Source organism: Stygiolobus sp. RP850M, assembly GCF_037389295.1.
In the GTDB taxonomy this organism is placed as follows: Archaea; Thermoproteota; Thermoprotei_A; order Sulfolobales; family Sulfolobaceae; genus Stygiolobus.
In genome coordinates, this window is record NZ_JBBHKU010000021.1 from 1 (window position 1) to 12,313 (window position 12,313).

The 12,313-nt window shown below is 39.6% G+C and carries 15 protein-coding genes and 1 pseudogene; 13 read left to right on the forward strand and 3 right to left on the reverse strand.

What is annotated here, in order from left to right:
* A pseudogene (locus WIW52_RS01435) lies at positions 1 to 219 on the reverse strand (IS1/IS1595 family N-terminal zinc-binding domain-containing protein); the annotation flags it as partial.
* Between the two features lie 194 nt (positions 220 to 413).
* Complete coding sequence (locus tag WIW52_RS01440; protein WP_337708131.1) at positions 414 to 1,688, reverse strand: TM1812 family CRISPR-associated protein; 1,275 nt, start codon at positions 1,686 to 1,688, stop codon at positions 414 to 416.
* A gap of 193 nt (positions 1,689 to 1,881) precedes the next feature.
* Between WIW52_RS01440 and WIW52_RS01445 the strand changes: the two genes are divergently transcribed.
* The 11 genes from WIW52_RS01445 to WIW52_RS01495 all read left to right on the forward strand — a co-directional run bounded on the left by WIW52_RS01445 (position 1,882) and on the right by WIW52_RS01495 (position 10,629).
* Entirely contained in the window at positions 1,882 to 3,228 is a 1,347-nt protein-coding gene (locus WIW52_RS01445; protein ID WP_337708132.1) for an APC family permease, read from the forward strand.
* 128 nt (positions 3,229 to 3,356) lie between these two features.
* Positions 3,357 to 4,331, forward strand: coding sequence for a cobalt-precorrin 5A hydrolase (gene cbiG, locus WIW52_RS01450; protein ID WP_337708133.1), 975 nt, complete (start codon positions 3,357 to 3,359; stop codon positions 4,329 to 4,331).
* Positions 4,324 to 5,001: a cobalt-precorrin-7 (C(5))-methyltransferase gene (locus tag WIW52_RS01455; protein ID WP_337708135.1), complete on the forward strand. Its 678-nt coding sequence runs from the start codon at positions 4,324 to 4,326 to the stop codon at positions 4,999 to 5,001. The genes cbiG and WIW52_RS01455 overlap by 8 nt, the downstream gene beginning before the upstream one ends.
* A 47-nt stretch (positions 5,002 to 5,048) precedes the next feature.
* Complete coding sequence (locus WIW52_RS01460) at positions 5,049 to 6,044, forward strand: precorrin-8X methylmutase (protein ID WP_337708137.1); 996 nt, start codon at positions 5,049 to 5,051, stop codon at positions 6,042 to 6,044.
* A complete protein-coding gene (locus WIW52_RS01465; RefSeq protein ID WP_337702761.1) occupies positions 6,041 to 6,802 on the forward strand; it encodes a precorrin-3B C(17)-methyltransferase in 762 nt (253 codons plus the stop codon). The genes WIW52_RS01460 and WIW52_RS01465 overlap by 4 nt, the downstream gene beginning before the upstream one ends.
* On the forward strand, positions 6,780 to 7,829 hold the full coding sequence (gene cbiD, locus WIW52_RS01470) for a cobalt-precorrin-5B (C(1))-methyltransferase CbiD (RefSeq protein ID WP_337708139.1): 1,050 nt from the start codon (positions 6,780 to 6,782) through the stop codon (positions 7,827 to 7,829). Before WIW52_RS01465 ends, cbiD begins: the two co-directional genes overlap by 23 nt.
* Positions 7,826 to 8,407, forward strand: a complete 582-nt coding sequence (cbiT, locus tag WIW52_RS01475; protein WP_337708141.1) for a precorrin-6Y C5,15-methyltransferase (decarboxylating) subunit CbiT — start codon at positions 7,826 to 7,828, stop codon at positions 8,405 to 8,407. The genes cbiD and cbiT overlap by 4 nt, the downstream gene beginning before the upstream one ends.
* On the forward strand, positions 8,404 to 9,084 hold the full coding sequence (locus WIW52_RS01480) for a cobalt-factor II C(20)-methyltransferase (protein ID WP_337708143.1): 681 nt from the start codon (positions 8,404 to 8,406) through the stop codon (positions 9,082 to 9,084). The genes cbiT and WIW52_RS01480 overlap by 4 nt, the downstream gene beginning before the upstream one ends.
* Positions 9,077 to 9,859: a precorrin-4 C(11)-methyltransferase gene (gene cobM, locus WIW52_RS01485; protein WP_337708152.1), complete on the forward strand. Its 783-nt coding sequence runs from the start codon at positions 9,077 to 9,079 to the stop codon at positions 9,857 to 9,859. The genes WIW52_RS01480 and cobM overlap by 8 nt, the downstream gene beginning before the upstream one ends.
* 38 nt (positions 9,860 to 9,897) lie before the next feature.
* Positions 9,898 to 10,110, forward strand: a complete 213-nt coding sequence (locus WIW52_RS01490; RefSeq protein ID WP_337708145.1) for a hypothetical protein — start codon at positions 9,898 to 9,900, stop codon at positions 10,108 to 10,110.
* Between the two features lie 42 nt (positions 10,111 to 10,152).
* Positions 10,153 to 10,629: a hypothetical protein gene (locus tag WIW52_RS01495; RefSeq protein WP_337708146.1), complete on the forward strand. Its 477-nt coding sequence runs from the start codon at positions 10,153 to 10,155 to the stop codon at positions 10,627 to 10,629.
* Between the two features lie 442 nt (positions 10,630 to 11,071).
* Here WIW52_RS01495 and WIW52_RS01500 read toward each other — a convergent pair whose 3' ends face one another.
* Positions 11,072 to 11,431: a DUF1059 domain-containing protein gene (locus WIW52_RS01500; RefSeq protein WP_337708154.1), complete on the reverse strand. Its 360-nt coding sequence runs from the start codon at positions 11,429 to 11,431 to the stop codon at positions 11,072 to 11,074.
* 116 nt (positions 11,432 to 11,547) lie between these two features.
* Between WIW52_RS01500 and WIW52_RS01505 the strand changes: the two genes are divergently transcribed.
* The gene (locus tag WIW52_RS01505) at positions 11,548 to 11,742 is read left to right on the forward strand and encodes a DUF1059 domain-containing protein (RefSeq protein WP_337708148.1); all 195 of its coding nucleotides are present in this window, start codon (positions 11,548 to 11,550) and stop codon (positions 11,740 to 11,742) included.
* 296 nt (positions 11,743 to 12,038) lie between these two features.
* On the forward strand, positions 12,039 to 12,313 hold a 275-nt coding region (locus WIW52_RS01510), incomplete at its 3' end, for an SDR family NAD(P)-dependent oxidoreductase (RefSeq protein ID WP_337708150.1).

Genomic DNA, 12,313 nt, shown 5'->3' on the forward strand with positions numbered 1-12,313 from the left:
GGCTAGAAATAGCCCTCATACTCATACCATTAGCATTTTCAAAGCCTCCTCCCTCAACTTCCTAGAATGATGATGATAACTAGCATCACCCAAGAAGTACTTACCACAATCCCTACACAAATACTTCTGCCTACCCAAAGGCCTACCACACTTAACAACATGATGACTACCACAAGAGGGACAAGAAACGTCTTGCCTAAATACAGGCTTCCTACCCATAAGTAATACTCGTTATACAAATATAAATAACTTAACGACGACACTATCACCATACTCGGCTACTTTTTCGCTAGTCTGGCTAATAAAATGAAGCTATCAGTCATATATTTATTTCTTGGAAGTACTTTCGTCTTAACTACAATTTCCGAAATAGTGAAGATTATTTAAAGTGATCTCGAAGTTAGTAAAGATAGTCATTCTTCCCTTCCTAAACTCTTTATCCATGACAATACGTTATCAAGACATTCTTCTGCATATTTCACAGTTATATCGTTTCCGTCCTTACTTACCTTAGTGAACTTCCTTCCCATACCTGCGTGGGATACCATCTCTTCCTCTGTTATTTCACATCTAACCTTACTTCCCTCATATACCCTACCATCTAGCCAGTCTAGCACCCTAGTGTTTCCCACCCTTATCAAAGAGTCAAGTAAATATTCTCCGTCTCTGACAAGTTGGCTCAATTTTCTAATAATCTCGATCTCCCTCCTAATCAACGCTCTAGTTGCTCCGGTATAGTAATCCATTAACTCGTTTAATTTATCCAGAGTTATTTCATCTTCAATGATTTTTTTATTGGCTTCTACAAAATGATAACCTATAAAGTAATACGGTGAGGTCATACTCGCCCTGAGGGAAGCGATTAGGGAGTATGTTCCGTTATTTTTTCGAACTTGTATGTTTTCGAGGACTTTTTTCCTGAACTCTTCTGGTGAAACTAGATCAACAGCTTCCCTAAGTAAGTATATTAGGGCTAATGGAAGTCCTAATTCTAATGCCTTTCCTATGCCGTAAAGCTCGCTTTTTCCTTGGGTATTCATTCCCTTAGCGAGTTTAATATCAGACGTTAGATATTGATGTATATTTACGTCCTTCATTAACGTCTTTCTCAAAGTAACAATCCTATTTGAGAAGTCTGACGCTAACTCAATAAGCATGGGTTGTTTCTTATTAATAAATGCGTAATCTTCAATTGCTAGCCTAACTGCGTTTGACGTGATGTAAGATAAGTAGGAGGATGTTTCACTAAGGTCTACCATTACGACTTCTGGATCCTCTTTCCTTAACTCCTCATAGATATCCATGTAAATAAAGAAATTAAAGTTTCCGATACCGCCGTCATGTATGTGAATGACATTCTTACTGGATTCGAACGTTCCTGACGACGGTAAAACATAAATGTCAGCTTCCCTTGCTGCTGGGAATTTCTGGGCTACGAGATCCTTAAGGGAGTTTTCAAGAAGCGAATAAGAGTCCGGCAAGTCGTTCAAAGATGCCGTAAGAAAAGAGGGCAATAGGATTATCATTTTAACGTCTTTTACATCCTCCTTCAGAAAACTGTATTCTGCTAGTGAAGGTTTATAGTCTTTTATCATGTTTTCATTTTCGTTTCCCCTAGAGTCAACAACGTTATACTCTTGCTCATTAGTTGATATGTTAGTCCATGTAGATATAAGTAGTATTTTCATCTGTAGGCAATATTACTCCTTACGTAGTTAAAATTGTTTTCATTCAACGAGTTTATTATCTAGATTTTTATAGGCTCTTATTGTTCTTTGCAATATTGGATAAATAATTAGTGATTTTTCCCAATAACTTTGTATAAATTAAATTTTAGTAGTAAGTTTTTTTAATGAAAAGGGTGATGAAGAAGTTTAGCGTATGTCAAAGTCGCCGCAGAGAGGAGTTCAAAAGCCGACTAGAGAGATAGGGCTAAGAGACCTAGTTTTTATGAGTCTTGGAGGACAATCACCCTTCCTGAGCATATTAGTTTATGGCGTGGCTTCTTATTCGTACGGTGGATCATTTGCACCAGTAGCTATTATTTTGGGTACTTTATTAGTTCTGCTAAACGGTCTAGTAGCATATAAACTTTCAACTAAGTTTACGCAGAGTGGGGGCTACTACACGTACTCTTATTACTCCCTAACTAAACGTCTCGGTTTTGAGACAGGCTGGACTTACTTGTTGTATTCAGCCTTATACGGTAGCGCGTATGTGTTAGGCGCAGTTGCCGTACTCTCGACTATATTACCACTTTTCGACACTTATCAAATAGCGCTTGTATTCCTTGTTTTGGCTTCAGCATTTTCCTTATTGGGAAATAAACCTTCATTTAAATATGCAATGTTTGCCAGTATCTTAGAAATAATAATGATGGGGTTCTTAGCAATAACGTTTCTATATTCTACTCACTTTACCTTTTACAATCCAGTATCTAAAATCCCACCACTTTCCGCATTAGCTGCCGCGGTTATATTCGGCTCTAGCATTCCAACCGGATATGGTTCAATAACTCCTTTATCCGGTGAGGTAAAAGACCCAAAGAAGACAGTCCCAAGGGCCATAGTTACAGTAATATTATTAGGAGGTCTACTCGCATCATTCGATGTCTATGCTATTGTAGACAATATAGTATATTACCACTTACAATTAAACTCTTCAATATCCCTACTTACGCTAATTCAGGATAGATTCGGTTTAGCTACACTAGCGTTTGCAACAATAGCTGCAATTAATGACGGGATACTTGCTACATTAACTTTTATGTTTTCTACATCTAGAACAATTTATGCTATGGCAGTAAACGGATTCTTTCATGAAAAACTGGCAGAACTTAAGAACGGTAGAGAGCCGTTCAATGCGGTGTTGGTTACAGTGGGAGCTTATTGGTTAATAGTCATGCTGTCCTTAATCATGTTTGGTGGCAACGCGTACAATGCTTTTCTAACTGTAAGTTTTGTATCCTTGCTGGGTAACTTATACGTCCATCTAGCAACTGATTTTTCTCTAACTAGGATATCCTTGAAGAGACTGAGGAAGAGAAAGGTAGAGATATCTCTATCTTTAGGAGCTGCGTTATTCACGATGTATGTTATGATAATCTCAATTCCCTCCGGTACGGAAGTGACGCTAGGAGCTTTCGTGCTTTGGTTATTGGCAGGATTTATGGTAGCCGAAATAATAGATATGGCAAGACAAGAACAAGAGGACGAAAGGATAAGATAGAAGTAATTACTACTTGGCTAATTAACTATTACCTTACGCTTTGAACCTCTTTCCCTTTTTGAGAGATATCCCCGTTAATTAGGTTTTAAAAAGTAACGTATTTATTCCTTAATACAAGAGTTAACTGGATGTGGTGGCGTAGGGGTATCGCCGTAATTTACGCTTCTAATGAGCAGAGTGGAAAGATGGTTGCTGACGTAATAAAAAATAAGGGCTATCCCGTTTCCCTATTGCGTTATAGCTTAGAAAACGTGGAGAAATTATGGAAATGCTATGACGCACTAGTTTTTGTAATGGCTCTGGGAGGAGTGGTAAGGAGTATTTGTAAATTTGCTCAAGGAAAGGACAAGGATCCAGCAGTGATTGCTGTAGACGACGAGTTTAAATTTGTCATTCCTGTTATCGGTTCTCACTGGGGAGCAAACGATCTTGCAAGGGAGATTTCCGAAGCCCTAAACTCCACTTTAGTTATCACTACAGCAAGCGAACAGAGGGGTGTAACTAGCGTAGAAGAGCTTGCAAATTTACTCATAGCTAAGGTCGTTAACGTTAATGCGATAGTTAAGGTTACTTCAGCTCTGTTAAGAGGGGAGAGAGTATGTGTGAAAGGAATTTCATCTCTGCCTCCTCAGGTAGAAGGCAACTACGTCATAGGTGATGGTTGTAAGTACTCAGTGATTATTACAGACAACAATAGGTGTGATGACGAGAACGTCGTGTGTTTAAAGCCATTGAGGGTCGCAATAGGAGTAGGGAGTAAAAAGGAGACTTCTCCTAAAACCGTCAAGGAGGCAATACTTTACGTTTTAGATCTCCTTTCACTTGATAAGAGTAGAGTAAAGCTCATAGCGTCTATTAGGGAATCAGCTGAAGTTGCAAGTAAGGAGCTTGGAATCCCTTTCAGGAAGATAACCCTTGAAGAGATCAACTCATTTAATGACGAGTGTCTAACGCCTCCCTCAGAGAAACTCACTGAGCTGGGGCTGAAAGGTGTTGCTGAAGTTTCTGCCCTCATAGCTGGGGGGAAGGATGCGAAATTGATTTTAAGGAAGATTCCATACAAAGGGGAAGTCACTGTTGCAGTAGCTATAGCGGGTGAGTAACTTGATTTATGTTGTGGGTGTGGGTAGTGGGGATCCTGAATTGATAACGATTAAAGCATTTAATGTTTTGAAAAGAGTGGACATTATCGCAGGCTGGAGAAATGTTGTGGACAGATTTGATTTTCTTAAAATGGATGGTAAACAGTTAATTTATCTTAACTATAAAGAGCAGGAAATACAGATTCCGGAGATAGTTAGCATTGCTAGAGACCGAGATGTAGCAGTGTTGTTCCACGGTGACCCTATGGTCTCAGATTACCAATTCCTCAATAGGATAAAAAGGGAATGTAATAGACAAGGTATACAATATGTTATAATTTCCGGTATATCTTCAGTACTAAGGGCTCTCGCTATAGTCGGAAAAGATCTGTCTCAGATTGTATTTATCACTTTTCACGTTAGAGGTGAATTAAACTACGATGAAATAAAGAAAGCGTTAGAGATCGGACGTGATTTGCTGATTGTCCCAGAACCCTATCCTGACGGAGTGAGGAAAGTGTCAGAAAAGCTATTACAGATAGGCTGTAACCCAGTTCTCACCGTGATGGAGAGGTTGAGTTTTCCGGACGAAAAAGTATACAAAATTACAGCCGAGGACGTAGTTAAGGGCGATTTAAAGTTTAGTGACCTAGTAATAGTACACGTACCCAACTGTTTAAGAAACTCATGAAAAACTGTTAACAAAGGTTAAATATATGGATAGACTATCCATGTGTTGTGAAAAAATCTGCAATCATTATGATAACTCACGGTTCAAGGAGGCATGCCTTCGTAGAAGATATGCAGAAACTAGCTACATACCTTGAAGGGAAACTTGAAGTCCCAGTTTTTCTATCACATAATGAATATACGGAGCCCAATTGGAGAAACCTTCTACTAGACCTTACTGAGAAGGGATACGACCACTTCGTATTCGCTTTAGCCTTTTTAGGGAGGGGTAACCACGTAGCAAAAGATATAATGGGAGAGGTAGGGGCTTCTGAGTTTTATCAGTGGACAAAGGCCAAATATAAGGACAAAGAGATAAACGTATATTTTACACGCCCTCTAGCTGATTCCGAACTTGTAAAGCTCGCCCTATTTTATCGGGTTAAGAACGCTTTTGATACTGATGAAAGGCAAGAGTACATTGAGGATCCGGAGGAAATAGAGGAGAGGACTATGAGTATAATTAGGAAAAAGGTTAAGGAGGATCTCGGGGTAGACGGAGAAGAGCTGGAAATTATAAGTAGGGCTGTATATGCTAGTGGAAACTTTGAGATATCAAAACAAGTATACATATCTCCCGACGCTATAAACAGCGGTATAGAAGCTTTGAAGGCTCAACTTCCCATACTAACAGATGTTAAAATGGTAATGGCTGGGGTAAGATGGAAAAAGGTTGAGAACTACTTAGATTCTTCCGGTGAGCTAGCAAAGAAATTAGGTATAACTAGGACAGCTGCGAGTATTAGGATTGGATTGACTTCACCAAAAATAGTAGTTATAGGGAACGCGCCTACTGCATTGGTGGAGACACTTAGAGTACAGAAGGAGAAGTTGTTAGAAATACCGCTAGTAGTAGCCTCTCCTCCTGGTTTCACTAACGCAGTTGAATCTAAGGAGGAGCTGATAAAAAGCGGTTTACCAGCCATAGTCATTAAAGGTACTTACGGTGGTAGTAGTATAGCCGTGGCAATAATAAACGAGTTAATAAGGGTGGCTATGAGATGAAAGGGAAACTGTTCATAATAGGCACGGGTCCCGGTGCACCCCCTATAAGGACGTTCAGGATGGTAGAAGCCATTAAGCAAAGTGACGTGATAGTAGCCTATACCACTTATGCTAAATTGATAGGAGACCTCGTAGACGGAAAAGAAGTAATAACGGCTAAAATGAAAGAGGAATTGTATAGAGCTAGGGTCGCGATTCAGAAGGTGCAAGAAGGTAAGGTTGTTTCACTGATCTCCAGCGGAGACCCCCAAGTATACGGTATGGCGAGCCCAGCATTGGAAATGATGTGTAAGAACAATTTAGAGTTGGACTTCGAAATAGTACCAGGCGTTACCGCGGCTCTAGCTGCAGCAGCCAGGTTGGGTTCACCCTTAGCCATGGACTTTGCTTCCATAAGCTTAAGCGATTTACTCGTACCAGCGGAAGAGATACTTCACAGGATAAAGAAAGCGGCCGAGGGGGATTTCGTTATAGTTCTTTATAACCCCATAAACAAGCCCTTACTGGAGAGGGCTATGGCTATCATATCTGAATACAGAAAGCCCGAGACACCGGTAGGAATTGTTAAGAGTGCTTATAGAGAAGACGAGCAGGTGATAATTACAAACCTTTCCGATTGGAAGAAGCATGAGGGAGTAATAAACATGATAACTACGATGATAATTGGGAATTCAAGGACTTATACTTGTAACGGTAAAATGATTACTCCCAGAGGGTACGATAGGAGGTATAGCTTTGAGCTTAATAACGACTCTTAAAAGGTTCGGAATAACGACCGGAGGGGCGGCTGCAGCGGCCTCTAAAGCTTCTGTTATCTATCTGGTTAGGGGGGAGAACCCTAAGAGTGTAACGATCCCCACTCCTATTGGACTTAGAATAGAGGTGCCCGTTGATAAATACGAAAGGAGAGACGACAAGTACTGTGCAACAGTTAGGAAGTTTGCTGGAGATAACCCTGATGCTTTAGACGGGTTGGAGATTCTGTCTTGTTCTAAAAGGAGTTTATCATTTGCGATCAAAGGAGGAGAAGGGATAGGTGTGATAACAAGACCGGGCTTAAGGGGTGAGATAGGGAGTAAGTCTATAAGTCCCACTGCGATGGAGATGATCAAGGCTGCAGTCAAAGAGGTAACGGATGAAAACGTTGAAGTGGAGATATCGGTTCCCAATGGAAGAACGATTGCAAGAAATACAATGAATCCGTCAATCGGTATAGTAGATGGTATATCGATACTTGGGACTACCGGTATAGAATACCCGGTAAGTGACGAGGACTATATAGATCACCTTAGGACGGAAATTTGCGTGATAAAACATTCAGGGAGTAAAAGTCTCGTTATTGCCCCGGGAAACTTCAGCTTTGAAGTAGCTAAAAGGATGTTCGGAGATATAGCGGTAAAAATAGGTGATAGGGTGGGCGATACTATTAAGCTCGCCGAGGAAATGGGATTCGAGAAGGTTACGTTGATCAGCCTACCCGGAAAGCTGGTGAAGGTTGCCGCTGGAATTATGAACACCCATAATAAGTACGGTGATGCAAGGGTTGAAACCATAACTTATGCTTCGGTCCTCGCGGATATTGAAGCGGAGAAAATACGTAAAATAGCGAATTCGTTGACAGTGTCCGAGGCCCTTACTTATCTCGACAAGGAAGAGAGGGTGAAAGTTATGAAAGTAGTTGCAGAAAGGGCGTTAAAGAGGCTTAAGTCCATTACTAATATGAGTGTTGAAGTTATAGCCTTATCAGAGGAAGGAGAAGTTCTCGCTAGGGCGGATCAGCCGTGAGAGTACCCGGTATTCCGGATGAGGAGTTCATAAGGGAAGAGAAGATACCCATGACAAAAGAAGAGATCAGAGTTTTAGCACTATCAAAAGCGAGGCTCTTTACCGGAGCTAGGTTCTTAGACATAGGAAGTGGTACTGGTAGTGTAACAGTTGAGGCTGGGTTGATAGTAGGAGATGAAGGTAAAGTTTACGCCATAGAAAAGGACGATTTAGCTTATAACCTCACTCTGAAAAACCTCCAAAAGTTTAACGTAAGGAACGTGGTAGTTATAAAGGGAGAAGCTCCGGACGCTATAAGTGAAATTAACGAGCAATTGGACTCCGTGTTTATCGGTGGAGGATCGGAGAGGATAAGGGAAATAATAACCGCTATAGACCCAAAACTGAAGAAAGGAGGTAGAGTAGTTGCCGATGCTATACTATTAGAGACCGCCGTCAGTGCGACGAATGCATTAGTAGAGCTCGGGTACAAAACCGAGCTTATAGAGGTCATTGTGGCGAAAGGTATGAAGACAAGTAAAGGGTATGCGATGATATCTAGGAACCCCGTTTTCATTATTTACGGTGAGAAGACTTGACGAAAGAGTTGTTTGTTATAGGTCTGGGTCCAGGAGACCCCGAGCTAGTAACGATAAAGGCAAGCAAGATTCTCTCATTGTCTAAAGTAGTTTTTATCCCTTACTCCACTACCACTAACAGAAGTCTTGCATTGAGCGTTATCTCTCCTTATATCTCCCAAATGGCGAAAGTAGTCCCTCTTGGTTTCCCTATGGGTAAAGAAGTAGATGAGGACTCTCTGAGAAAGATAGGGGATGATATCTGTAATAACGTTGAGGACGGGGTTAACTCATTTGTAACTTTAGGTGACCCATCTCTCTACAGTACTTACTACAGAGTTTCCAAGTTTATTAACTGTATAGATAAAATCGACCTAATCCCCGGGGTCTCATCGATTACAGCTTGTGCAAATAAGGGTAAGTTACCTCTAGCATTAGGGAATGAAGGTATTGCAATTATTCCAGGGGATAGGCTAGACCTGATATCAGAAGCTAACGGTAAGTTCGATACTATAATAATATTAAAGGCTAACGTTAATCTTCAGGACATAAAGGCATTACTTGAGTCCCAATATAAGCTTATTTATGCTCGTAGGTGTTATTTAGAAGGAGAGAAAATAATTACTTGGGATACCTCGATTTCGGATAAGGATTATTTTTCTATGATAATAGGGGTGAAAAAACGTGAAAATGGGTAAGGTAGTGTTTATAGGAGCGGGACCGGGAGACCCGGAGTTACTAACTGTAAAAGCTAAGAACCGGTTGGAAGAAGCAGACGTAGTTTTATACGCCGGTTCCCTAGTCAATCCAGAAGTGTTAAGGTGGGCAAGGAAAGATGCGGAAATAGTCGACACGGCTTCACTAACATTAGAGGAAATAACTGGTATAATGATAAAGAGGGCTAAGGAAGGTAAGCTCGTAGCAAGGCTGAAGTCAGGTGACTTCTCCATATACGGGGCTTTGATCGAAGAGATATGGGCGTTAGAAAATGCTGGAGTCCCTTATGAACTAGTACCTGGGATAACTGCAGCAATTGGGGCAGCAAGCGTTTTGGGAATTGAACTGACTTTACCAAAAATATCTCAGACCCTTATTATAACTAGGGCTTCTGGAGCAGTCCCCATGGAAGGTTCTATAAAGGACTACGCCCCTCACTTGATGAAAGGGGCCTCTATGGCTATATATACTGGAGTCCAACTCATAGACAAGGTTGTCAGAGAACTGAAAGAGGGAGGAGTGCCAGACGATATGCCCGTTGTTGTAGTTTATAAGGCTACATGGCCAGATCAGAAAATTATACGCGGAACTGTAGGGGACATAGCTCAGAAAGTTAAGGCCGAGAAGATAACAAAAGATAGTATGATATTAGTAGGAAAGATAGCAGACCCCTCTCGTTATAAAGATCAAATCAGGTCGAGCGTGTATGACCCTTCTCACGCTCACTCTTTCAGACCTAAGAAAAAGGAACATTAGGAAGAATTTTATATAGAATGATTAAGTCAAAATAACTTATGATTAACGAGTTAAGGAACAAGGTACTTTTTCCCGCTATCGAAGGTATAGGCTTTATATTAGTTTATCTAGGCTTTAAGACCACTGGTGTCGAGTCCGTAGTCCTTGGTATAATTGGGTTATTGGTCGTAGTCGTTTCAGCAGGTTATTTTACGAGGTGTAAGCAAACAGTCAATCAAACTTCCAATTCGCAACAGCACAACCCAAATTAATAATAACGTAAAATTTATTTCTTGAAAATCTAAAAATAGTCTATGCCTAAGGAGTTGACTCCGCTCGAGAAATTACAGTTACTCGTACCGGGGTATAGGGGTTACAAAGCTAAGGATCTAATGAGACAAGACGATTTCTTAGTTAGACAAGCTACGATAATGAAGTTGGAAACTGCGATAAATAATCTGGCGAATAGTGAGTCTCAAATAGTAAGAAGCCAACCTTTTTCACCTTTACTCAGAAATATTGAGGACACAATATCCGAGATCAGGACTTTAATAGGAATGTTAAACTCAACTCAAGGAGGAGGAGCTGGTATCTACGCTAGATATAAAATCCATACTGAGCAATTAGATGAGATATATAAAAACGATCTGCAAATGGTAAGTATAGCCGATCAGATTTTAACCCTATCAAATTTTCCAGACCAAATATCCCAAATAAGAACGCTCTTAGCTACTCTAAAAGCTGTTCTCCTAAACAGAGCTAAATTGTTCTTACCTCCAGAAGTAAGATAAAAAAGAAGTTAGAAAAGGAATCTCATAATTTCTTTTCGTACTCTAAACTGATAGTTCTAATTCTACATTATCTTCTCAGCTACTTCACATAGGAGTGCTTAACCCGTCATTATCATTTTTGCTCTCTTACTCTTTTTCTATAGTCGAATTTCTTCGTCTTCCTCAACTCTACGGTGTGTTAATAACCGTGGGCTTTTGGAGAAATATTTTCTGACCATAATAATGCAATTCTTAAAGAATGTACCTTATAGGAATGATAACTTTTAACCAACGTTAATCGTGAAATAGGTTGTGTTTAATAGAGAGGTGAACCCGTCGTAATAAGTAGCAAGGTATTTCATATCATTTACGACTGATTGAATTCTAAACAATAATCAAACTTTTTATAGTTTCTGTGATAATAAGAAGACAAAGTTAAAATTAGCGAAGGAGATAAAAAACTTTACATGACTTTTATTTTGGACTTTATCGCATTTAGAGTATCTTGTGGAATAGTTGACATGTTATGGCTGAGTTTGGCGTGAATTGCTAGTTCGTTCAGTAGTTCTTCTTCGCTATCCGCGTTAATTATCTCAAAACCGCATTTCATTCCTACATCGGCACAACTAAAACTATACTTTCCACTCTTCTTTATATTTCTCTTTATCTTTTCTAATACGTCCGGAGGTATAGAGTTCAGATTATGTGACATTTTTGCGTGGATTTTCAGTTCTTCTAATAACTCTTCCTCTGTAGAAGCTCCTCTTATTTCATACCTACAATTCATCCCTATGTCTTCACATCTGAAATTGTATTTCATAATAGTCAGAACGTGCTTAATAGTATTAAACTGATGTTAGAATTTTTTACTTTTATAACGGATTAAATGTTAAAAATTTTCTAACAAACTAAGATATACTTCTTTATTGACGTATTTCTATGCTATTCGGGAAAAAGAAGTACAACTTTAGCTGTGCCGATATAGGAATGAATTGTGGATACGAAATAAGAGGAGCTTCAAGTGAGGAGGAGCTCATAGAGATCTTGAAAATACACGCCCAAAAAGCCCATGGCATAAAACAGATCAATCAAGACTTAGCTGAAAAGATTAAGAAAAATATAAAGAAGAAATAAGGAAGAATATTCTCCTAATTTTTTATATTGTAATTGATTACTCTTTTTTATCTCGTTACTTTATTCTGTTTGTGATATGAAATATGCACTTGTAACTGGAGGATCATGAGGTATAGGTAGAACTATGGCAGAAACTTTAAGTTGAGAAGGATATAAGACTATCATATTTTACAACTCGTCTATGGAGAAAGCTAAGGAACTAGAAAAAGAAGGGATCGTAATTCTAAAATGTGACGTAAGAAACAGAGAAGAAGTAAGAAGAGTTAAAGCATCAAGTTGAGGAGTTAACAGATAAATTGCATGTATTAGTGAATAACGCCGGTCTATGGTATTTAATGCCCTTTGAAAAGTTTGACGAAGAGAAATACGAGAAAATGTTGAGAGTTAACCTCAACGGAGTAATATACATGACTTACGAGTTACTACCTTTACTTAAAAACGCAGGTAATGCCTATATAGGTTTATTAGTCGAGGAGAGTAATACTCTCCTCGGCTGGGGAAACATGGTCGAGCGGGAAATTGAAGCGAAATCTTCGGCAAGAGGCGTGACAAACCCCTACCATCGGACTGA